Raw genomic sequence first — 24,014 nt, 5'->3', positions numbered from 1 at the left:
ATATGAAATTGGCAATTATTGGCGCTACAAGCCAAATAGCTCGTGACCTTATTATTAGACTTTTAACAGTTCAATGCCACTCTTTGGAATTATATTCACGTAAACCAGAGATTCTAAAAGAATGGCTTATACATAAAGGTTACTCTGAGAGATATACATCTAATCATATAGACACAATATTTATTGATCCTCAATATGATGCTATTTTAAATTTTATTGGCGCTGGAGACCCTGCAAAAGTAAGAGATCTAGGGAGTAGTATATTCAAACTCACTCAATATTTTGATTCTAAGATTATTGATTATTTATATAGCAATCCTTCATGTAAATATATATTTTTAAGCAGTGGTGCAGTTTATGGCGATATATTTTCACACGCCCAAGAGTCGCATACCTACAGCAAATTCAATATTAATAATCTAAATGACTCGGATTGGTATGGATTAGCAAAGTTTCAAGCTGAAGTAACTCACAGGTCATTAGAGAAACTTAATATAGTTGATGTAAGAGTTTTTGGGTATTTTAGTGAAAATCAGGATCTTGAATCTAAATTTATTTTATCCGAAATGTACCGGGCTATACGGGATGATGTGGTCTTTATTACAGGAAGAAATGAAATGGTGCGAGATTATATACATCCCGATGACTTTTATCAATTAGTAAATAGAGTGTTAATGTCTGGTCTTGGTAACTATGCAGTAGATTGTTATTCCAGAGAAATAATTTCGAAAGAAAAAATGATTTGTGCAATGTATCATAACTTTAACATGAAATTTAGGTATATAGATGAAACTACAGATTTTAGAGTTAATAAGAAAAACGAAAGGACATTCTATTATAGTAAGAATGTAAAAATAGGGAAAGACATTAACTATAACCCTATATATAGTTCTGAGGATTCAATTGTAGAAGAAATGCATAAGATTGTTGGTAGTATAAAATGATAAGTAAAATGAGTTTTTTGTCAAAGTTATCTAAATTTACATCAATAGATTATCATATCGGGATTACACTATTATTTAGACTTTGGTCTATATTTGCCGGTGGTATACTAATAATATTAATTCCATTTTCAATGTCAGAATCAGAACAAGGTTATTTTTTTACGTTTTCAAGCCTGATAGCTATGCAGGTTTTTTTTGAACTAGGTTTTAATTTTGTCGTAGTACAACTAGTTGGCCATGAGATGGCTCATGTCACATGCAAAAAGAATGGTAAATTGGATGGCGCTGAATTCAATATTTCGCGGATCTATTCCTTAATTTCTCTTTTGAGAAAATGGTATGCTGTTATTTCGGTTTTTTTCTTTATTATAGTATTTTTATCGGGAATTTATTTTTTTCATACAACAGGAGAACTATCATTTAGTAAATGGCTCCCTGCTTGGATATTATTAGTCTTTTTTTCATCTATTAACCTTTTTGTTAGCCCATTTTTAGCTGTACTTGAAGGTATGGGGTTTGTAGGACAGGTTGCTTCTATCAGACTTGCCCAATCATTTTTAGGATATGCAACTTTAATTATACTTTTACTATCAGGATATGGGTTAATAGCAACACCTGTAATTAGTGGGACCGCAGCGTTAATATCTCTCATCTGGGTGCTTAAGAAGTATAGGGCATTGCTATTTAAAAACGATAGCTATTCTGCAATTAGCAAGATTTCATGGAGAAAAGAAATATTCCCATTTCAATGGAAGATTGCGCTCAGTTGGTTAAGTGGTTATTTTATTTTTCAACTTTTTAACCCGATGCTATTTGCTCATCAAGGCGCTATTGAGGCAGGTAAAATAGGATTGACATTGGCTGCATTTAATTCCATGTTATCATTATCGATGAGTTGGATAACAGCAAAAAGTCCCGTTATGGCTGGACTAATAGCAGGGAATGAAAGATTCAAACTTAATTCATTATTTAAATCTTTACTATTTAAATCTTTATTTTTAAATGTGATTATATCTGGCTCATTCCTATTATTTGTTGTCGGTTTAAAACACTATAATATCGCACTTGCTACAAGGATTGTCGATGTTAATATTCTACTTGTTCTTTTATTTATATCTCTTATAAATCATCTTATTTTTTCAATGGCAGTTTATATGCGCGCGCACAAACAAGAGCCTATGCTATGGAATTCACTTGTTGTAGGACTTATTACTTTACCTTTAATATTTTATTTTTCTAGGATAAGTACCTTTGCCACGATGCTAAGTTATAGTGCTGTAATTACATTTATATCTTTACCATGGTGTTATATTCTTTTTATGAAATACTATAAAGGTTTGATTAAAATAAATGAGATAAATAAAAAATAAACTTTAGATAGACATAACACAGTCCCATGTAATTAAGTGTTATTTAATAAATACGATGGTTTTTAATATATGGTATAGGCTTAGAGTTATATAAATGAATAATATTAAATTGTCATTTTGCATTCCAACATATAATCGAAGAGATTTACTTTCTGAACTAATTGAGAGCATTGTTTCTCAATGTGATAATAGAGATGATGTCGAGATTTGTATTTCAGATAATGCATCAGATGATGGTACTGATATAATGGTTTCTTCTTGGGGAAGTAAAACAAATATACCTATAGTTTATCGCAAGAACGAGGAGAACTTAGGCCCTGATATAAATATAATTGCCTCTCCCTCTTTTGCGTCAGGCACGTATTGCTGGCTGGTCGGTAGTGATGATAAATTATTTGATGATGCAATTGAATATATAGATAAATATTTAGATGAAAGTAATGATATATATTTAGTTGAAAGAACAGAGTTTGATTATGATATGATTGAAATAAAAAGAGCTGATAGGCGATGGATGTGTACGGAAGAGCGTTCATATGATTTGGCCGATGAGCGTCAGTTGTTGAATTATTTTTCTAATAGCTTATCAATAGGAGCTATATTTAGTTTTATGAGTTCTATCATTGTGAAAAGATCCAGATGGAATGAAGTAATATTTGATACCAAATATATCGGATGTGCATACACTCATGTTTATTATATCCTGTCTATTATTAAAAAAGGCGCGACTATACAATATATAAATAAACCATGTATTATGTGTAGAGGAGGCAATGACTCTTTTGTAGGGTCTGTTGTTAGTCGAATTGAACTAGATTTCAATGGATATACAAGACTTGCGGATGGTTTTTATGCGGATAATAATGAGTTAAAATCTAGATTTCTGAATGTATTATTGCATGAAAGACCATTCTTATTTAATTCGATGATAGTTTCTCTTTATGGAACTGCGGAAGAAAAGAACAGAATGAAAGATTATTATCTAATGTTAGGGCAAAGTGAGATTATTATTAATATTATCTATAGGGTTAAACCTATATTGAAGTTAGTAAAATACTTAAAAGATAAAATTAAGAATTTAAAAAAATAAGTGTAATATCTTTAAATTAAATAAATTGTAATTCTAATTTATTTTGTAGTTTTTTATATAATTACATGTGCAACTTTAGTACATAATCTTTTTTTATTTTGTTTAGGTTTATTTTTATATATTTAATAAGTAATGATGAGATCTAAATAAGGGTTTTTGATGAATTATGTTTCGGTTGAACACTATGTTCTGGTTACTAATGGTTATTTTAATAAGTATATATTTATTGTTTTATTATTTTTGTTTTTTTGTATGGTAATATCAATTAATGAAATTAATTCTAAAATAGCCTCATACTTCCTGTTAACTTTTTTTATAATATTGAGCTTATTCTTTTCATTAAATGGCCCTGATAAGGGTTCATATGCTACATTTTATTCCTATTTGCAAAGTTATTCTGATATTTTTATAACTAGAAATACTATTGACTCTCCATTTTATTATATACTAATGGTTAGTTTGAAAAGTATTGGTGCGAATGCTGAAGCATTTTTTATTTTTCAAAATATATTAATATCCATATCGCTTTTTTTATTAAGTCTTAGAATAAAAAATGGTATATATGTAGTGTTTTGGCTCTGGTTTACTCATTTACTTATCCCTTTTTCAGTTAGGGGGCATCTATTACTAGTCCTTCTGCCACTTCTTTATTATTATAATAATAGAATTGGAAAAGGTTTAGTATCATTGGCGTCACTAACTTTGCATCCACTTATTGCAGTCTTTCCTCTGGCCTATTATTATAGAAATAAAATTTCACTTATCAAAACAACTATTTTAATATCGTGTGTGATATTTATTTTCTTTGATTACTTTTTTGGTAAGTTCTCATCTTACATTTCTGATGGTAAAAGTTACTATAATGATACTGGTGCTTTCTATACTTCATCAGTGTTTGAGTTCATCGAGTTTGCTATTTTCTACAATGCGCTGAAAACTGCATCAATAAAACTTTCATTTATAACTAAACTATTTTTAGTATTACCAATATTAGTTTCTTTATTTTCTATATTGGTACCAACCTTGGGGAGATTTGTTTTTGCATTTGATTTAATGTATGTCTTAGTTTTATTAAATTATAACTTAAAAATATCGAAGTCGATGTGGCTTCTCCTCTGTCTCATGGCCTTTGTACGTTTCGCAAAAAATTATATAATGCAGGAGTATTATATTATATGATCCCTTCTTTTAGTGACCCATTAAATACCTTCTCTACAGGTGTGACTTTTCTTAAAAGTATTTTATTTAAAGAAAGTATTTTAAGTAAAAATACATATTCAAAATTATATTTATTTAAACGTTTTTTTTCTAAAAATAAATGCGAAAAGGTTGTATTTATACCTATTGAATATAAATGCCTGCTTGCGCATAAGGACGATATAATAATATTACCAGATGATTCTTTGAGATCAATTCAAAGTGTTGCTAAAGTTAGATTTGCTAATAGATCATATTTGAAGTTTACATATCAAGTTTATCGATATATTATTACATATATCCTGATAAATTCCTTGCGTCGGTGTGTGCTCTATACCGTTTCAAAAGATGATGAGATTTCCTTAAAAAGAAAGTTCCCTAAAAATAATATAAAATATCTCCCTCATCCAATCCAAGCCAGATATAATTTGGGACGAATAAGTGATTTTACTCTTAATGTGAAAACTATAGGTTTTATTAATTTGCAGAACCACTACTCTGTAGATGCAACAAATTTTCTTTCTTATAGTGATTTAACTGAGCTTAAAAATAAAACTATAATCTTTCATGGCTCAGCCAGCAAAAATTGGTTTCAGAAGGCTAAAGAACTATATGTCGGAGTTGATTTTATTGAAAAAAGATATATTGAAGACTTTGATACCTTTTTTGATAGTTTAGATCTTGTCATTATGCCTCTAGATGCTGGTGCGGGGGTTAAAAATATCTTGCTAAACTCTGTGTATAAAAACAAATTAGTTTTTGGTACGAAAGAAGCTTTTTCAGGAATCCCCGAGCACTTAGCAAAACCTTTTATAATTAATAGTATAGGTGATATTAACGAGAAGCTAAAAAAAATACTCTCTTTAGAGAAAGATTTTTTTAGACTAAGAGAGTACATTTTAGAGCATCACACAATTGAAAATTTTAAATTTGCTTTATGCGAGTAAGTAATATGCTCAACGATGTTGATATATCTGTAATCATTCCCGTTTATAACGCTGAGAAATTTATCCTGACTGCCGTGGAGTCTGTTTTATCTCAAGAGTGTGTAAATATAGAATTAATAATAATCGATGATGGTTCTACTGACACTAGCGGCGAAATAATACAATCAATAAATGATAACAGAATAAAATATTTCAAAAAAGAAAACGGAGGGATCGTGTCAGCTCTTAATTTTGCAATATCTAAAACTCATTCAAATTTAATTGCAAGAATGGATGCTGACGATATAATGGAACCTTTAAGACTAAAAAAACAACTTGATTATATGATAAGGAATGATTTAGATATTGTTGGCGGTAATATTAAATTAATAGATGAGAACGATCAAGTTATAGGCAAGAAAAATTTCCCAATTAATCATTTTGATATAATATCATCTATGCCATTTATTAATCCTCTTTGTCATCCTGCGACTATAATTAAAGCCACAGTATTAAAAGAAGTTAATGGATATACTTTAGGTACTGATGGAGCAGAAGATTTTGATTTATGGTGTAGATTGTCAGGAATATATAAGTTCGGAAACTTACCTGAGTATGTTTTATCTTATAGATTAACAGCTAATAGTATATCCCAATCTTCTCATTTGCATCGAATTTCTTTATGTACTGAATCTATTAGGGATAATATACCTAATGCTCCGATAGTCTTTTATTCATTCCCCTCATATTTTAAGAGACTACCTGATGTTTTTAGGTATGTGATTAAGTACTCCTGCGTAACAAATTTCAGATCTTTTTATTACATGACATCTGGATTTATTCGGGCTTTAAACTTCTCATTTAAAATATATAAGGAAAAAAAATGAGTGTTAATGTTCTTGTGCAAGGAGGTCTAGGTAATCAATTATTTCAGGTTGCTTGGGCTTATTATTTGAAAGATAAGCTAAAGCTAGATGTTAATTTAAATATGCGGCTTTTTTATAAGCAGAAGCAACATTCAGCAGTGAGTTTTTTATCCTTACTAGGAGAATTATCGCATGTTCCTCTTTATAAGAATAAAATAATCACTTTTAATGATGATCTACTATCTAAAGTAATTAGATTTTCTTTGCGTAAGATAAACATTCGTTATGTGCCAAAGTTTTTGATATATGATTACGATGCTTTGAGTAATCTGGTCGATTGTTTGAAAATAGCAAATTCACATTGTCATTATGGATATTTCCAATTTCCGGATGCTGCAATATATGCAGCTGATTCTTTCAGAGATTGTATATTAGATAAGCATAGTCAGTTTATAAGAAGTATTAATAAAAATATATCTAAGCATGTTGGTATTCATATTAGGAGAGGGGATTTTGTTACATCTAAAAATAAATTGCATACTGTTAGCAGTATCGAATATATAAAAAAAGCAATTGAAAAGTTTCCAGGAAGAAGTTTCTTGGTTTTTTCTGATGATATCGATTGGTGTAAAGAGGAATTACATGATGTTAGTTCAGTTGAGTATTTTTCTGGAAAATCAGCGATCGAGGATTTTATTGGGTTAATGTACTGTCAAGATTATATTTTGAGTGGAAGCACTTTTAGTTGGTGGGCAGCCATTCTTAATAGAAATGAATCAACTAAAGTTATTATTCCAAAGTCAGATGCACAGTTCATGTCTGAGCAATCTAATAATATAATTGGTTGGGACTATGAAAGAGTGTAGAAGTATTTGTATTATACAAAATTCAATAAAAACTGTTGTTGTATTTAGATTATCGTATATTAAAGAGTTAATGCATCGTGGGTATAAGGTGTACTGTATTGCACCAGATGATGACCATGAATCAGTTGATTTACTTAAGCAGTATGGTGTTGTAGTTATTACTACAGAAAATAAAACTCTATTACAGAATTATTTTTTTATAAATTTTTCTTTGCTAAGGCTTTTACTTAAAGAAAAGTTTAGATTAACCGTATCTTGCCATTTTCTAGTTACCTTTATTTTATCTATTCCATCAATTTTTTTTGCGAGAAAAAGTGTTTGTTTTATTGAAGGAGTCGGTTCTTTTTTTACAAGGAATAAAGGTTTTCTCAGGGTGCTAAAATTATTGTTAATGATGTTTGTTAATAAAAGAATATTTATGAATGAATATGAAAAAAGTTTATTAGGGCATAAGGATGATTTAGTCCTTGGCGGCATAGGCGTTGATATTAATAGCTTTAGTCCTTACCCTAAGAAAAAAAACAATTCAAAAAAAATAAAACTACTTTATGTTGGGCGTTTAGTTGAAGATAAAGGCATCTTCTATATTATTGAACTAGTCAGATGTTTGAAGACAAGAGGTATAGATTTTATTCTCAATGTTGTTGGTGATACATATCCTGCAAATCCATCATCTCTTACAGAAAATGATATAGCCAATTTAAAAATAGAGTTCGAGAAGGAAATATTTTTTCATGGCTATCTTTGTGACCTTCGCAACATTTATGCTGAAACTGACGTTTTACTCCTTTTATCAAAACATGAAGGGTTTCCTGTTGTAGTCATGGAGGCGAATGCATGTGGTGTTCCAGCGATATGCTATTCTGTGCCGGGGTGTGTTGATGCGATTGAAACTGGAATTAATGGTTTTCTGTTTGACGAGGGTGAGATCGACGGTATTGTAAAATTAATTAGCACTCAAGACTTTTCATTATTGGCAACTCAATGTCGAAGTTATGCAGAAGATAATTTTAATCAAGTAAACAAGAATAGATCTATTATTGAGGCGATCGAATCGTTATGAAAAAGGCATTAATCACGGGTATTACTGGTCAGGATGGTTCTTATTTAGCCGAGTTTTTACTCGAGAAAGGCTATCAGGTTCATGGTATTAAAAGACGTTCATCTTCTTTTAATACCAGCCGTATTGATCATATTTACCAAGACCCTCATGAAGTCAACCCTCATTTCTTTTTGCACTACGGTGATTTGACTGATACTTCTAATTTAATTCGCTTAGTTAAAGAAATTCAACCCGACGAAATTTATAACTTAGGCGCTCAGTCTCATGTGGCTGTTTCTTTCGAATCGCCAGAGTATACCGCAGACGTAGATGCTATGGGTACTCTTCGTTTATTAGAGGCTATTAGGATCAATGGACTAGATAAGAAAACTCGTTTTTATCAGGCTTCTACTTCCGAGCTGTATGGTTTGGTTCAAGAAATACCTCAAAGAGAAACAACACCATTCTATCCTCGTTCTCCGTATGCAGTAGCGAAGATGTATGCTTATTGGATTACAATTAATTACCGTGAGTCCTATGGCATATATGCTTGCAATGGTATTTTGTTCAACCATGAGTCCCCTCGTCGTGGAGAAACGTTTGTTACTCGTAAAATTACGCGGGCTATTGCTAACATAGCGTTAGGGTTGGAAGATTGCTTGTACCTAGGAAATATGGATTCTCTGCGTGATTGGGGTCATGCGAAAGATTATGTGCGTATGCAGTGGATGATGCTACAGCAGGACCATCCTGAAGACTTTGTTATTGCAACCGGTAAACAGATTACTGTCAGAGAGTTTGTACGTATGTCTGCAAAAGAGGCCGGTATCGAAATTGAATTTTCAGGTAAAGGACTGGATGAAATTGCAACGATATCAGCAATCAGCGGTGATCATGTAACTTCGGCAAAAGTAGGTGATATTATTGTTCGTGTTGATCCTCGATATTTCCGTCCCGCAGAAGTAGAGACTCTATTAGGTGATCCAACAAAAGCGAAAGAAAAGTTGGGTTGGATACCAGAGATAACTGTTGAAGAGATGTGCGCTGAAATGGTTGCTGGTGATTTACAGCAGGCTAAGCAGCATGCTTTGCTGAAGGCTAACGGTTTTGATGTGTCTATTACTTTAGAGGGTTAATAAGAATGGTTATGAAGCGCGTATTTGTGGCTGGCCATCGTGGTATGGTTGGGTCGGCTATTGTCCGTCAGCTGAAAGACCGTAGAGATATTGAATTGGTGCTTAAGCCACGTACTGAATTGGATTTAATGTCTCAATCAGATGTACAGGAGTTTTTCATTGCAGAGGCTATTGATGAAGTTTATCTAGCTGCCGCAAAAGTAGGTGGAATTCAAGCTAATAATAATTATCCTGCTGAATTTATTTATGAAAACTTAATAATTGAGTGCAATATTATCCATACTGCTCATTCGGTGGGTATACAAAAATTACTCCTTTTAGGTTCGTCATGTATTTATCCAAAAATGGCAGAACAGCCTATGAAAGAGTCTGCGTTACTTACTGGTGTATTGGAACCTACCAATGAACCTTATGCAATCTCTAAGATAGCCGGTATTAAATTGTGTGAATCATACAATCGGCAATACAACCGTGATTACCGTAGTGTTATGCCAACTAATCTCTATGGTGAAAATGACAATTTCCATTCTGAGAACTCACATGTTATTCCTGCATTACTACGCCGGTTTCATGAAGCAAAAATGCGTAATGACAACGAAATAATTGTTTGGGGAACTGGTAAACCGATGCGTGAGTTCTTGCATGTAGATGATATGGCAGCAGCCAGCATACATGTGATGGAGCTGGCAGATGATGTCTATACAACCAATACTCAGCCCATGTTATCTCATATTAATGTTGGAACTGGTGTTGATTGTACTATTCGTGAATTAGCTGAAACGATTGCTAACGTAGTTGGCTTTTACGGTAAACTGACTTTTGATTCAAGTAAACCCGATGGTGCACCTCGTAAGCTTATGGATGTGAGTCGTTTGAAAAAACTAGGCTGGCAGTATCAGATTTCCTTGGATAAAGGGTTAAAGATGACCTATCAGTGGTTCTTGGATAATCAGGACAATTTTAGGAAGTAACTACTTATGCTATTACCTGTAATTATGGCTGGGGGAGCTGGCAGTCGTTTATGGCCTTTATCTCGGACACACTATCCTAAGCAATTCTTGGCACTTACGTCAGAATTAACGATGCTCCAAGAAACCTTATTGAGATTACAGAATCTACCCCATCTTTCACCATTAGTGATATGTAATGAAGAGCATAGGTTTATTATTGCTGAGCAACTTCGGCAGCAAAATCTATTATATAGTGGCATTGTGTTGGAACCTGTAGGACGTAATACTGCTCCTGCAATTGCATTGGCGGCATTGCTTGCTACATTAACTGGTGAAGACCCGATCTTGTTGGTATTAGCAGCTGATCATGTGATACAGGATAACCCTGCATTCATTCGTGCTGTCCAGCGAGCTGAGCCTCTTGCTGAAATGGGTAAATTGGTCACTTTCGGAATAGTCCCTAATACACCTGAAACGGGATATGGTTATATTCGGCAGGGTAAACAGATTGGGGATGATGCTTTTCAGGTAGATGCTTTTGTAGAAAAACCTGATTTAACTAAAGCAGAGCAATATTTAGTGTCTGGTGATTATTATTGGAATAGTGGGATGTTTGTGTTCAAAGCATCTCGTTATTTGCAAGAGTTGGAAAAGCATCGACCAGATATTTTTGAAGCCTGCAAAAATGCTATTGCGGGACAACACAAGGATCTAGATTTTATTCGCCTCGATGAGGCTGCATTCTGTAACTGCCCCGAGGAGTCCATTGATTATGCAGTAATGGAAAAAACAAGCGATGCGGTAGTGGTTCCTATGAATGCACAATGGAGTGATGTAGGCTGTTGGTCAGCGCTCTGGGAAATCAATGATAAAGATGGTCATGGCAATGTTGTTCGCGGCGACGTGCTAACGGAAGATACAAATAATAGTTATATCTATTCTCAGAATAGATTAGTAGCCACTGTTGGAATTAATGATCTAATCATTGTTGAAACTAAAGATGCTTTATTGGTCGCTGATAAAAATAAAGTGCAAAGCGTCAAAGAGATCGTTGAGCAACTAAAGCTTGGTTTACGATCTGAATATCTACAGCATCGGGAAATCTATCGACCATGGGGGTCACATGACGCAATTGCTGAAGGCACCCGATATCATGTGCAGCATGTGACAATCAAGCCAGGGCAGCGCACTGCAACTCAAATTCATCATCATCGTGCTGAACATTGGGTTGTCGTCTCTGGGACGGCTAAAGTGTACAGAGATAGCGAAAGTTATTTAGTAACAGAGAACGAATCTACCTATATTGCTGTTGGGGTGGCCCACTCTATTGAGAATCCAGGAAAACTTCCTTTGGAGATAATAGAAGTTCGCACTGGAAGCTACTTAGAAGAAGATGATATTGTTCGAATTGAGCATAAAATATAGAGCTAGAAAATTATGAGTAAATTAAGTTGTTTTAAAGCCTACGATATTCGTGGCCGATTAGGTGATGAGTTAAATGAAGATATTGCTTACAGAATAGGCCGAGCATATGGTGAGTTTGAAAAACCTAAGAAAGTAGTGGTCGGCGGCGATGTCAGATTAACCAGTGAGAGTCTTAAATTAGCACTTTCTCGGGGGCTACAGGATGCAGGTGTTGATGTGTTAGATATTGGTTTATCTGGTACTGAAGAGATATATTTCTCTACTTTTCATCTGGATGTTGATGGTGGAGTAGAGGTAACTGCTAGTCATAATCCAATTGATTATAATGGCATGAAACTGGTCCGTAAAAATGCATGCCCTATTAGTGGGGATACTGGTTTGCGAGATATTCAGCGTTTAGCAGAAATAAATGAATTTTCTGCAACAGATCCTTCAAAAAAAGGCAGTTATGAAAGAGTATCTATTATTGATGACTATATTGAGCACTTAATCGGATATATAAATCCATCGTTACTTAAGCCGCTGAAATTAGTTATTAATAGCGGGAATGGTGCGGCAGGACATGTAATTGATGCACTTGAAAAGCAATTTTCTGCTTTAGATATCCCGGTTACTCTGATTAAAATCCATAATGAACCAGATGGTACTTTCCCTCATGGTATACCTAATCCATTATTACCCGAATGTCGGCAGGATACTACGGATGCGGTGTTAGCTTATGGTGCAGATATGGGGATTGCTTTTGATGGTGATTTTGACCGTTGTTTCTTTTTTAGTCATAACGGAGATTTTATTGAAGGATATTATATTGTAGGTCTTTTGGCTGAATTTTTTCTTCAAAAACAATCGTCTAGCAAGATAATTCATGATCCCCGCTTAACCTGGAATACGATAGATATCGTAAACTCTTTCGGTGGAAGACCTATAATGTCTAAAACTGGTCACGCATTTATCAAAGAACGTATGCGAAAAGAAGATGCGGTTTATGGTGGTGAAATGAGTGCTCATCATTATTTCCGTGATTTTGCTTATTGTGATTCAGGTATGATTCCATGGTTACTCATTTCGGAAATTATATCCGTCAAGGGGAAAAGTCTGGAACAATTAGTAAAAGAGCGCATGCTAGCCTACCCTGCATCGGGAGAGATAAATTCCCAACTAAGAGATCCAATATCTGCGATAGCTCGAGTTCGTGCTACATATGAAGCTAGGGCTATGAATATTGATGAAACTGATGGGGTTAGTATGGAGTTTGCTGAATGGCGTTTTAATTTACGCAGTTCAAACACAGAGTCTGTTGTGCGATTAAATGTTGAATCAAAACATGATGAACAGTTAATGAAAGAAGAGACTTCCAGTATTTTAAGAATATTAAGAGAGTGACTGTTATTAATTTTATCTATCTTATGTACAATTGATAGAGTGTGTGAAATGGAAAATATATGACTATACTAGTTACTGGTGGTGCAGGATACATAGGTTCCCATACAGTGCTCAAATTATTAGAGCAAGGGGAAAATGTTGTGGTTCTTGATAATTTAGTTAATTCATCAGTTGAGTCATTATCACGTGTGTCCAAAATTTGTGGGCGAAAACCTATTTTTTATCAAGGTGACATACTTGATAGAGCTTGCGTTAAACGTATTTTATTAAATTATGAAATTGATTCTGTCATCCATTTTGCTGGATTGAAGTCGGTAGGCGAGTCCGTTAGTAAACCTATTGAGTATTATCAGAATAATGTCATTGGCTCCATAGTTTTACTTGAAGAAATGCATGCTGCTAATGTAACAAAACTAATCTTTAGTTCCTCGGCGACTGTATATGGAGAGCCGGAATTTGTTCCATTAACGGAGAATGCTAAGGTTGGTGGAACAACTAATCCATATGGCTCTTCAAAAGTAATGGTTGAGAAAATACTGCAAGATTTCTCCCAAGCTCATCCTGACTTTTCAATTGTATCCTTACGCTATTTTAATCCAGTCGGTGCTCACTCCTCGGGTTTGATTGGTGAAGATCCTAATGGAAAACCGAATAATTTATTACCTTTTATTACCCAAGTTGCTATTGGTAAATTAGCTACGCTTGCTGTATATGGCAATGATTATAATACACCGGATGGTTCTGGTGTTAGGGATTATATTCATGTTATGGATCTTGCTGAAGGACATTTAAGTACTTTAAACCATTTATCTCCTGGATATCGGACCTATAATTTAGGCACGGGAGTTGGTTATTCTGTTTTACATATCATCAAAGAATTTGAGAATATTACGAACATAAAAATCCCTTTTGAGATTGTTTCTCGTCGTCCTGGTGATATTGCCGAGTGCTGGGCTAGTCCCGAACTAGCGCGTCGGGAGTTAGGCTGGTATGCAAAAAGAACTTTAGTTGATATGCTTCAGGACGCTTGGAAATGGCAAAAAATGAATCCTAATGGTTATAACTGTTAGTTATTATTTACAATATTTTTCTTAATTTAATTAGTATGGGTAAAATTGATGAGTGATAGATCACAGGGTAATGATAAAAAACCATCCCCGTTTGGAAAGTATATATTGCCTTCAAATAAAGAAGAAGTAGACCTTATAGAGATAATTTCAATAATATTTAGATCATCCAAGTTGATCGTTATCGTACTCGCTATATTTACTCTTGTGGGAGGAGGGATTGCATTTTTTTCTCCAAAAGAATGGACTAGTTATGCAATAGTATCAGTTACTTCTGATGGTAAGATGCAACCGCTTGAATCTGTTGAGTCATCATTATCAGTGCTTAATATTGATTTGAATATTACCGCAGATGACCTGTTCATGGATTTCAGGACATACTACTCTTCTAAAGATATGTTGAGTAAATATATGTCGGAAGAGAAAATTAACGCTAATAATTTTGCTGGGGTTAAAGGCCAGAATATAAAATCGGATAGTGGTGTTAGGGATAATTACATTCTTACTTATAGTTCTAATTTAGAATATGGTTTAAATGATATTTTCTCAGGTTATATTAATTATATTAACAGGAAAGTTAATGATAATGTTAATGACCAAATTAAATTCACCATAGATACAGCTAAAAAGATAGCCTCTGAAGAATATAATTTAGCTTTACAACAGGTTGAGAATGAACATAAAATCAGAATCCAGAGATTAGAATACGCAGCTTCGATAGCTAAAGCGGCTGGTTTGCAGAAGCCAGCTATTGGTGCATTTGATATTTCTGCTAGTAGTAATAATTATCCAATATCCATGGGTTATGATGCATTAAATAGGCAGTTAGAAATTGAGAAGTCTATAACTGATCTCACAAGTGTTAATGCAGATTTATTGAATAAAAAGCTCTACCTGAATAAAATAACTGCATTACAACCTGTTGTTATAGATGTCCCGACATTTAATTACTTGCAGGAGCCATCGGATCCTCTACAGCAGAGTGTCCCATCTGAACCAATACTTCAAAATAGTAGAAAAGGTTTATTGACAATTATTTTATTTGGTTTCATTGGTTTAATTGGTTCTATTGCATTTGTATTGATGCGGTTTTTTGTTCTTGAGCGCCATAATTCTAGATTAGAACCACCCAAAAAATAAATTTATTATGCCCAGATAAAGAACTGTCGTGTTATAAAAATACTAATTTTCTCATATGAGTGCCTAATATTTCGGTGTCTATTATGCTTACTGTAACGGACTATTTTGGTATTACTACTTATGTGTGCCAGAGATTTTATCTCTGGCCTCATTTTTTTATCTTCCCATTTCAATTTTTTACTCAAAACAATGAAATTTCCTGGTAAACGCAAATCTAAGCACTATTTTCCGGTTAATGCCCGTGACCCTTTATTGCAACCGGCGCAAACAGAAAATGAAGTGAGCACCTCTTATATCGTTGGTATTGACCAGACGTTGGTTGATATTGAAGCCAAGGTTGATGAGGGATTTATTGCCCGTTATGGTCTGAGCCAAGGGCACTCTTTAGTGATTGAAGATGATATCGCTGAAAACCTTTATCAGGAACTAACCGCTAATGGGTTGATTACTCATGAGTTCGCTGGCGGAACTATTGGTAATACGTTGCACAACTATTCTGTCCTTGCTGATGATCGTTCCATCCTGTTGGGCACCATGTGTAGCAATATTAAAATTGGCAGTTATGCCTATCGTTATCTGTGTAATACCTCAAGTCGCACCGATCTGAATTATTTGCAGGCAGTTGATGGCGCTATTGGTCGCTGTTTTACCTTGATTAGCGATAATGGTGAGCGGACTTTTGCGATAAGTCCGGGGCAAATGAATCAGCTACGCCCTGAAAGTATTCCTGAAGATGTGATTGCGGGAGCTTCTGCTTTGGTGCTGACTGCTTATCTGGTGCGTTGTAAGCCAGATGAACCTATGCCGGCGGCTACAATGCAGGCTATCAGTTATGCGAAGAAACATGATGTTCCCGTCGTGATGACCCTAGGGACGAAATATGTTATTGCAGATAATCCGCAGTGGTGGCGTGATTTTCTCAGCGAGCACGTCTCTATATTGGCGATGAATGAAGATGAGGCTTATGAACTTACTGGCCTGAATGATCCGTTGATGGCTTCTGATATGGCATTGAATTGGGTGGATTTAGTGCTTTGTACTGCCGGCCCGAATGGGCTTTATATGGCAGGATATACTGAAGAGGCGAATAAGCGCCAAACACAGCATCCATTATTACCTGGCGCTATCGCAGAATTTAACCTGTATGAATTTAGCCGGGCAATGCGCCAAGAGCATTGTGATCATCCATTACGTATCTATTCTCACATTGCGCCTTATATGGGCGGGCCTGAGAAAATAATGAATACCAACGGGGCAGGGGATGGTGCATTGTCCGCTGTGCTGCATGATATTGCGGCTAATGGTTATCATCGTAATAACGTTCCGAACTCTAGCAAACATGTGCGAAGTTACCTTAGCTACTCTTCGTTGGCACAAGTGTGCAAGTATGCTAATCGGGTCAGTTATCAGGTATTAAACCAGCATTCGCCGCGTTTAACACGTGGCTTGCCTGAACGGGAAGATAGTTTAGAAGAGTCGTACTGGGAGCGGTAAGATACCCGTCATACTTCAAGTTGCATGCGCGTTGGCTGCTCTTATTACTCGGCCCATCCTTGGGCCTCGCAAGGCGAGGCCGCTGCAAGCGGCGTTCAAATCTGCTCCCGGCAGATTTGTCACCTCAGTCACTTACTCGTGTAAGCTCCTGGGGATTTGCTTGTAGCTGCCTTCCCGCAACTTGCATTATTTAGAGTATAAAACTTCAGTTATAAACACAGATATGTTTTTAAATCGGGCAAACTGGCATTTTATCTTCTTCGGTCAGCGTTTCTATTTTTAGCATATTAAGCATGCTGTTAGCGATTTCACGTTCTCCCATAACAACCTGGTTAGCGCCGCGGTCTGAGATATAAACCACTTCATCGTCATAATGGGCGCGGGCGATTATCTCAAGATCTGGCCGCTTAATTCTGGCTGATGCGACAATTTCACCGGCTTCGTAGCCATTTGGAATTGTTAATAGGAGCCAGCGGGCACAATCCAGACGCGCCAATGACATAATATCTGCGCTTGCAGCATTACCTAATACCGCATTAATACCTTGTTCACGTAAGGCTTCTACACGCGGGCGTGAATTTTCTACGACGACCAGCGGGATGCCCTCTGCGTTAAGTTTTGCCCCTAATAAGCTACCTACCCGGCCATATCCCACCAATAATGCATGGTTGCATAAGTCGACAGGGATCTGTTTTTCCTCCTCTACTGCCTCTTCCAGTATCAGATCTTCCATCGTTTCATTCTTGGCTAAATAGCGATCCAGCAAGGTGAAAAGTAACGGGTTGAGCATAATAGAAAGAATCGCCCCCGCCAGCACCAGATTACGGCCATGTTCAGACATTAAACCAAGAGAAATACCCAGCCCTGCCAGGATAAAGGCGAACTCCCCGATTTGTGCCAAACTGACGGAAATGGTGAGAGCCGTACGTTTTGAGTGACCAAACAACCGCACCAGTATGAAAGCAGCCGCTGATTTACCAAAGATAATAATGGCCAAGGACGCTAACACCGCTAATGGTTCTCGCAGCAAAATCATCGGATCGAATAACATGCCGACTGAAACAAAGAACAGTACGGCAAAGGCATCACGCAGCGGCAAGGTATCTTGCGCGGCACGGTGGCTCAGCTCCGATTCATTTAATACCATTCCAGCGAAGAATGCACCGAGAGCAAATGATACGTCAAACAGCCCTACAGCGCCGTAGGCTATTCCAAGCGCCAACACCAAGACTGCCAGCGTAAAGAGTTCTCGTGAACCGGTACTGGCTGTTTTAGCCAGTATCCAGGGCACCAACCGGCGGCCGACTACAATCATTAGGGTTATGAACGCGATCACTTTACCAATAGTAATGGCTAACTCTGTAAATAATTGGCTCAAACTGGTGGTTTCGTTGCCCATGACTCCGGCAAACGCGGGCAATAATACTAATGTCAGTACCATTGCTAAATCTTCGACAATCAGCCAACCGATAGCAATCTGCCCTCGCTGACTATCAATCAGTTGCCGTTCTTCCAGTGCACGCAGTAATACCACAGTACTGGCGGTTGATAGACATAACCCAAAGACCAATCCGGTGACCAGATCCCAACCTAATAAATGAGATAAGCCCATACCAAGTAGAGTGGCGACGGCTATTTGTGCCACGGCTCCGGGAATTGCGATAGCTTTTACTGCGAGGAGGTCTTTAAGCGAGAAATGAAGTCCGACACCAAACATCAACAAAATAACACCAATTTCAGCCAGTTCGGGTGCTAATGAAGTATCAGCAACAAACCCCGGCGTGAATGGCCCGGCAAGCACCCCTGCGGCAAGATACCCCACCAGTGGTGAGATGCGCAGGCGGTGGGCCAGAGAGCCCAAGAGGAAGGCGAGAACAAGGCCTCCGACGATCGTGGTGATTAAGGGTGTTGAGTGGTGCATCCAGACTCCTTCTTGTTATACCTGCCATCTTTCAAATTGCAGGTGTGTTGGCTACGTTCGTTACTCGGCCGATCTTTGCAAGGCCGCTGCAAGTAGCGTTTAAATCTACTCCCAACAAATTTGTCACTGGCTTGCCGCCTTTTGAATGAACATTGGTTATATGCGGAGCAGCAAGCATTTCACAACAATGCCACCAGTTTATTGTATTTATGCGATCAATGCGCGATAAAATTCATTTTTTATCGATAAAAGTCTGGTTTGGCATGGAAATTGTCTGAAGTGGTTATTTATGGGGGATTTGCGGTTTTCATCAAGATTACACAGGGAACTCTCCCGACTAAAGTAACGCTCTCAGTCGGGATTATAAGGCTGTTACTATTACTTATCTTCTATATTAGGCAGTAAGGCCGTAAATATCCCCAGTAATGGTAGGAATGCACATATTTGGTAAACTAGCTCAATACTGGTTAAATCAGCAACATATCCTAGTACTGCCGCACCTAATCCGCCCATACCGAAAGCAAAACCGAAGAATAAGCCGGATACCATCCCCACTTTTCCAGGGATTAACTCCTGTGCATACACCAATATTGCAGAGAAGGCTGATGCGAGGATAACGCCAATGATCACGGTTAAAACCCCAGTCCAATACAAGGAAGCATAGGGTAAAATAAGGGTAAAGGGGGCTACACCCAAGATTGACCCCCAAATAACATATTTTCGCCCTATCCGATCACCCAGAGGGCCGCCAATGATGGTGCCAGCAGCTACGGCGAATAAGAAGACAAATAGATGTATCTGGGCGTTTTGCACTGAAACACCAAACTTATGCATCAGATAAAAGGTGTAATAGCTGCTAATGCTGGTCAAGTAGAAGTATTTAGAGAATATCAGCACCATCAAGATTACTAATGTGCTAATCACCGTCTTTTTAGGGAGTACTTTTGCTGATGAGACTTTTACGATTTTGCCATGTGTCATTTTTTGCTGCTGCTGATACCACTTGCTGACTTGCAGTAGCACCACAATGGCCAGTAATGCCGCGAGGGAGAACCAGCCAACATTGCCTTTACCGTAAGGAGCAATAAGGATTGCAGCTAATAGTGGGCCGAGAGCACTGCCGAAGTTGCCGCCAACTTGGAAAACGGACTGGGCCAGACCATGGCGACCGCCGGATGCCATGCGTGCTACCCGTGATGATTCAGGGTGAAATACCGATGAACCGGTGCCAACCAGCGCTGCTGCCAATAAAACCACTGGGAAAGTGGTTGCCACTGCCAGCAGCAATATACCTGATAAGGTAAAACCCATACCAATCGGTAAAGAGTAGGGTTGGGGGTGTTTATCGGTATAAAGCCCTATCAAGGGCTGTAGTAGTGATGCGGTAAGCTGGTAAGTCAGCGTGATTAGCCCTATCTGAGCAAAACTCAGTGAAAACTCGGCTTGTAATAAAGGATAAATCGCCAGAATCAGCGATTGAATCATATCGTTGAGCAGATGAGATACGCTAATAGCACCCAGTATAGAGAAGGATGTACGTTTTACAGCGGCAGTAGTGGATGGTTGGAATCCAGTCTCAGAACGATCGGTCATAGTGAGTATTCGCCTAATAATTTTCACTGTTAATAATATGCTGGTAACGAATACATATTATGCAGATCGAATGATTTTTACTACATCTGACATAATTTGATATATATTCCAAAGTTATGAAATTCATATATACATCGTCACATTACAATGCGAGTTATGTCACGGTATGGTCTTGATTTATCGTGTTATTGATATGCATTACACTATTTTCACTCATTAAGCCGGTATTCATCGGGCCGGTTTTTAACGACTACATGGAGATTTGCCATGCGTTTTTCATTACCGACCACAGCATGTGCCTTGGCTGTGTCGCTAGCGTTCGCCCCTGGATGGGCTGCTGCCTGGGAAAAAGATAAAACTTACGATATCACTATATTGCACACTAATGATCACCATGGGCACTTCTGGCAAAACGATCATGGTGAGTATGGTTTAGCGGCGCAGAAAACGGTCGTCGATAATATTCGCAAACAAGTTGCAGCCGAAGGCGGAAGCCTGCTACTGCTGTCAGGCGGGGATATCAATACCGGTGTGCCTGAATCTGATTTGCAAGATGCGGAACCTGATTTTCGGGGGATGAATCTGGTTGGTTATGACGCGATGGCCATTGGCAATCACGAATTTGATAACCCACTAAGTGTGCTGCGCCAACAAGAGAAGTGGGCAACCTTCCCGCTGTTATCGGCCAATATTTACCAGAAAAGCACGCAACAGCGCTTATTTAAGCCTTATGCCTTGTTTGATAAGCAAGGTGTGAAAATTGCGGTAATTGGTTTAACGACTGATGATACTGCCAAGATCGGGAATCCCGAATATTTCACCGATATTGAATTCCATGTCCCGGCCGTTGAAGCAAAGCAAGTCGTCGATCAACTGCGAAAGACCGATAAGCCTGACATTATCATCGCCGCTACCCATATGGGGCATTACGATGATGGTAGGCATGGTTCGAATGCTCCGGGTGATGTAGAGATGGCACGCAGCCTTCCGGCGGGCTATTTAGATATGATAGTGGGTGGTCACTCGCAAGATCCGGTTTGTATGGCCAGTGAGAACCATAAGCAGGCTGATTATGTTCCCGGTACACCTTGTGCTCCTGATCGCCAGAACGGAACCTGGATTGTTCAAGCTCATGAGTGGGGTAAATATGTTGGTCGTGCCGATTTTAAATTCCGTAATGGTGAATTGAAACTGGTGAGTTATCAGTTAATCCCCATCAATTTAAAGAAAAAAGTTGAGAAGGCTGATGGTACCAGTGAGCGGGTCTTTTATACCCAAGAGATCGCGCAAGATCCATCGATGCTGAAGCTACTTACGCCTTTCGAAGAGCAAGGTAAGGCGCAGTTGGATATTAAAGTCGGCAGCGTCAATGGCAAGTTAGAAGGTGATCGCAGCAAGGTTCGTTTTGAGCAGACCAATCTGGCGCGGGTGTTACTGGCCGCGCAAATGGAACGAGCCGGTGCCGACTTCGCCGTGATGAGTGGTGGTGGGGTGCGTGACTCTATCGACGCCGGTGATATCACGTATAAAAATGTGCTTAAGGTCCAGCCATTTGGTAATACGTTAGTTTACGCCGATATGAAAGGCAGTGAGATCGAGAAGTATCTGGCCGTGGTGGCGAATAAAAAAGTCGATTCAGGCGCTTATGCACAATTTGCTAATGTCAGCTTGGTCGCTGATGGCAATGGCGTCAGTGACGTGAAAATACAGGGCAAGCCATTAGATCCGAATAAAATGTATCGTCTGGCGACTCTGAATTTTAATGCATTAGGCGGCGATGGCTACCCGAAAATCGATACCCTACCGGGCTATGTGAACACTGGTTTTATCGATGCTGAAGTACTAAAGCAGTATATTGAAAAGCACTCTCCACTGGATGCCAGTCAGTATCAGCCGAAAGGTGAGATTGTTTATAAGTAAGGCGTGAAGCTGGAAGCCTCCATTTGGCAGTGGAGGCTTCTGGTGCTTTGCGCGCGATATGTGTGCAGCGCGCTACGGGTCTGTCATGCAATAAATCAACTAATCCCGTTTGGCAATATCGGCAAAGCTGCCTTGCAGCAACTGGCATAAATCTGCTGCTGCCAATTCAATATCTAAACCCCGCTTGCCGCCGGAAACAAATATAGTGGCATACGTCTGTGCCGGGCTATCGATCACTGTTGGCAAGCGCTTTTTCTGCCCTAATGGACTGATACCACCGACTAAATAACCGGTGGTGCGCTGCGCCAATTGTGGGTCAGCCATCTCCGCCTTTTTGGCACCTAAAGCACGAGCCACCTTTTTCAGATCAAGCTGAGTGGCGACGGGGGTAACGGCAACCGCCAGATTTTTGGCGTCACCATTTAAGGCGACCAGCAAGGTTTTATAAACCTGATCGGCATTAAGCCCCAACTTTTTAACGGCTTCATCGCCAAAGTTAGTTTCTGCTGCGTCATGGTGATAAGCGTGCAATGTGAACGGAACTTTTTGTTTTTCCAGCAAAACGACTGCGGGGGTCATAATAAACGTCCAATTAAAAATGAAAATTCATTCCAGTGGATTATCCTACACCCAATTATTGCGGTAGGGTTAAAAATTAACCTAATAAAATCAAGGTCATTATTATGAGTTGCTTGAGTCATGATGAATGTAAGTTGCTAATCTAATCGTGAGGTTGCTACCCTGTACCTGCAGCTCATATTATCCGCAAGGGGTGTGGGCGCTTAATAACTAAAATAATGAAAATTCCTCTTTGACTGGCCGATAGCGATATCGGCCTTTTTTTTACTTTTATTTGTGATTACTGTACGCCGGGTTGCAACAAATCAGGAAGATTGCCCTCGCCATACAGATGCAGTGCACCTACTGCAACCACATAACGCCCGGTGGGTAACTGTTCGAGCTGCTGTTGCCAGCGTTTATTTCGTTGAATCATCAGTACGTCGTATAGGTTTTGGCTAAAGGTTGGCGCCAGTGTAGTTAGGTTATTGGCTGGGTGATGCTCCAGCCACCAGCCAATCATGGTTTGCAGCAGGCGTGCGTTGGTGTGCCAATGGGTTAGTGTATCAAGCAGCAAAGACATTCCGTTATCAGGTAATGTCTCCAGTAAATCGAGCTGCATTTGTGTTCCTTCCAGCTCAATAACTCTTTTTTGTTGCGCTGCCGCCGCTTTCAATAATTGATAATCGATGCCGTACTCCCCGCGCAACCCCAAGCGTTGAGCCTGGCGAGCCTGTAGCATCAAGGCAACCTGCCATGCCGGTAGAAAGGCCATCGTGTGCGGATCCGTGCTCAGCTCTTCGCAGCGCTGTAGCAATTGCTGATATGGCTCCTCAGGTAATCTATCGATTAATGGTTCGCTAAGGGTATCGTTACCAAAAGGTGAGGAGGCATCGGTGATATCCGCTTCGACGATAAGAGCATCAGCCTGATTCAATTTATTCAGCAACTCGTGGGGGAGGGGGAACATGCCCTCGGTCCCCATATGAATGCTGCCAACCATATGGAAGTGGCGTTCGCCGGGTAAGGTGATATCCAACGCCGGATAAGGGTAGGTCGCCGGTGTCAGGATACCGAGAAATTTTGCAATGCGGCGTAATAATTGGCCCATATCCATGGGGTTCCC

At 38.3% G+C, this 24,014-nt stretch carries 20 protein-coding genes; 16 read left to right on the top strand and 4 right to left on the bottom strand.

Going from position 1 to position 24,014, the window contains the following annotated elements; all coding sequences use genetic code 11:
- Nucleotides 1–2 precede the first annotated feature (2 nt).
- The 15 genes from A6J67_RS20480 to A6J67_RS20410 all read left to right on the top strand — a co-directional run bounded on the left by A6J67_RS20480 (nt 3) and on the right by A6J67_RS20410 (nt 16,896).
- Nucleotides 3–944: an NAD-dependent epimerase/dehydratase family protein gene (locus A6J67_RS20480; RefSeq protein WP_050297426.1), complete on the top strand. Its 942-nt coding sequence runs from the start codon at nt 3–5 to the stop codon at nt 942–944.
- On the top strand, nt 941–2,314 hold the full coding sequence (locus A6J67_RS20475; protein ID WP_105165860.1) for a hypothetical protein: 1,374 nt from the start codon (nt 941–943) through the stop codon (nt 2,312–2,314). The genes A6J67_RS20480 and A6J67_RS20475 overlap by 4 nt, the downstream gene beginning before the upstream one ends.
- A 94-nt stretch (nt 2,315–2,408) precedes the next feature.
- Nucleotides 2,409–3,404: a glycosyltransferase family 2 protein gene (locus A6J67_RS20470; protein ID WP_050297428.1), complete on the top strand. Its 996-nt coding sequence runs from the start codon at nt 2,409–2,411 to the stop codon at nt 3,402–3,404.
- A gap of 159 nt (nt 3,405–3,563) precedes the next feature.
- Nucleotides 3,564–4,583 carry an EpsG family protein gene (locus A6J67_RS20465; RefSeq protein ID WP_050297429.1) on the top strand — a complete coding sequence of 340 codons (1,020 nt, stop codon included), beginning with the start codon at nt 3,564–3,566 and terminating at the stop codon, nt 4,581–4,583.
- Nucleotides 4,580–5,548 (top strand): hypothetical protein, encoded by a 969-nt coding sequence (locus A6J67_RS20460; RefSeq protein WP_050297430.1) that lies wholly within the window; start codon nt 4,580–4,582, stop codon nt 5,546–5,548. Before A6J67_RS20465 ends, A6J67_RS20460 begins: the two co-directional genes overlap by 4 nt.
- Nucleotides 5,549–5,553: 5 nt before the next feature.
- Nucleotides 5,554–6,414 (top strand): glycosyltransferase family 2 protein, encoded by an 861-nt coding sequence (locus tag A6J67_RS20455; protein ID WP_080608510.1) that lies wholly within the window; start codon nt 5,554–5,556, stop codon nt 6,412–6,414.
- Nucleotides 6,411–7,259 carry an alpha-1,2-fucosyltransferase gene (locus A6J67_RS20450; RefSeq protein ID WP_050297431.1) on the top strand — a complete coding sequence of 283 codons (849 nt, stop codon included), beginning with the start codon at nt 6,411–6,413 and terminating at the stop codon, nt 7,257–7,259. The genes A6J67_RS20455 and A6J67_RS20450 overlap by 4 nt, the downstream gene beginning before the upstream one ends.
- 88 nt (nt 7,260–7,347) lie before the next feature.
- Nucleotides 7,348–8,322: a glycosyltransferase gene (locus tag A6J67_RS20445; protein WP_226967866.1), complete on the top strand. Its 975-nt coding sequence runs from the start codon at nt 7,348–7,350 to the stop codon at nt 8,320–8,322.
- A complete protein-coding gene (gmd, locus tag A6J67_RS20440) occupies nt 8,319–9,437 on the top strand; it encodes a GDP-mannose 4,6-dehydratase (RefSeq protein WP_050297433.1) in 1,119 nt (372 codons plus the stop codon). Before A6J67_RS20445 ends, gmd begins: the two co-directional genes overlap by 4 nt.
- Nucleotides 9,438–9,442: 5 nt before the next feature.
- Entirely contained in the window at nt 9,443–10,408 is a 966-nt protein-coding gene (gene fcl, locus A6J67_RS20435) for a GDP-L-fucose synthase (RefSeq protein WP_050297434.1), read from the top strand.
- A 6-nt stretch (nt 10,409–10,414) separates the two neighbouring features.
- Nucleotides 10,415–11,812, top strand: a complete 1,398-nt coding sequence (locus A6J67_RS20430; RefSeq protein ID WP_050297435.1) for a mannose-1-phosphate guanylyltransferase/mannose-6-phosphate isomerase — start codon at nt 10,415–10,417, stop codon at nt 11,810–11,812.
- Nucleotides 11,813–11,824: 12 nt separating this feature from the next.
- Entirely contained in the window at nt 11,825–13,195 is a 1,371-nt protein-coding gene (gene cpsG / locus A6J67_RS20425) for a phosphomannomutase CpsG (RefSeq protein WP_050297436.1), read from the top strand.
- A gap of 59 nt (nt 13,196–13,254) precedes the next feature.
- Nucleotides 13,255–14,265, top strand: a complete 1,011-nt coding sequence (gene galE / locus A6J67_RS20420) for a UDP-glucose 4-epimerase GalE (RefSeq protein ID WP_050297437.1) — start codon at nt 13,255–13,257, stop codon at nt 14,263–14,265.
- A gap of 48 nt (nt 14,266–14,313) precedes the next feature.
- Nucleotides 14,314–15,402 (top strand): Wzz/FepE/Etk N-terminal domain-containing protein, encoded by a 1,089-nt coding sequence (locus A6J67_RS20415; RefSeq protein ID WP_050297438.1) that lies wholly within the window; start codon nt 14,314–14,316, stop codon nt 15,400–15,402.
- A 189-nt stretch (nt 15,403–15,591) separates the two neighbouring features.
- Complete coding sequence (locus A6J67_RS20410; protein WP_005182364.1) at nt 15,592–16,896, top strand: inosine/guanosine kinase; 1,305 nt, start codon at nt 15,592–15,594, stop codon at nt 16,894–16,896.
- Between the two features lie 229 nt (nt 16,897–17,125).
- Here A6J67_RS20410 and ybaL read toward each other — a convergent pair whose 3' ends face one another.
- Together ybaL and A6J67_RS20400 are read right to left on the bottom strand one after the other, a co-directional pair.
- Nucleotides 17,126–18,817, bottom strand: a complete 1,692-nt coding sequence (gene ybaL, locus A6J67_RS20405; protein WP_042569300.1) for a YbaL family putative K(+) efflux transporter — start codon at nt 18,815–18,817, stop codon at nt 17,126–17,128.
- Nucleotides 18,818–19,195: 378 nt separating this feature from the next.
- On the bottom strand, nt 19,196–20,410 hold the full coding sequence (locus tag A6J67_RS20400; RefSeq protein ID WP_042569301.1) for an MFS transporter: 1,215 nt from the start codon (nt 20,408–20,410) through the stop codon (nt 19,196–19,198).
- Nucleotides 20,411–20,677: 267 nt separating this feature from the next.
- On the opposite strand from A6J67_RS20400, the gene ushA reads away from it, so the two are divergent.
- On the top strand, nt 20,678–22,330 hold the full coding sequence (gene ushA / locus A6J67_RS20395; RefSeq protein WP_050297439.1) for a bifunctional UDP-sugar hydrolase/5'-nucleotidase UshA: 1,653 nt from the start codon (nt 20,678–20,680) through the stop codon (nt 22,328–22,330).
- A 99-nt stretch (nt 22,331–22,429) separates the two neighbouring features.
- On the opposite strand, the gene ybaK is transcribed toward ushA, so the two are convergent.
- Together ybaK and A6J67_RS20385 are read right to left on the bottom strand one after the other, a co-directional pair.
- Nucleotides 22,430–22,909 (bottom strand): Cys-tRNA(Pro)/Cys-tRNA(Cys) deacylase YbaK, encoded by a 480-nt coding sequence (gene ybaK, locus A6J67_RS20390; RefSeq protein ID WP_005182371.1) that lies wholly within the window; start codon nt 22,907–22,909, stop codon nt 22,430–22,432.
- Between the two features lie 280 nt (nt 22,910–23,189).
- Nucleotides 23,190–23,999, bottom strand: a complete 810-nt coding sequence (locus A6J67_RS20385; RefSeq protein ID WP_032905741.1) for a TraB/GumN family protein — start codon at nt 23,997–23,999, stop codon at nt 23,190–23,192.
- Nucleotides 24,000–24,014: the final 15 nt, after the last annotated feature.

Source organism: Yersinia sp. FDAARGOS_228 (assembly GCF_002073315.2).
Taxonomy (GTDB): Bacteria; Pseudomonadota; Gammaproteobacteria; order Enterobacterales; family Enterobacteriaceae; genus Yersinia; species Yersinia intermedia.
The sequence above is the reverse complement of the archived record's forward strand: the minus strand, read 5'-3'. Positions and strand labels throughout refer to the sequence as shown.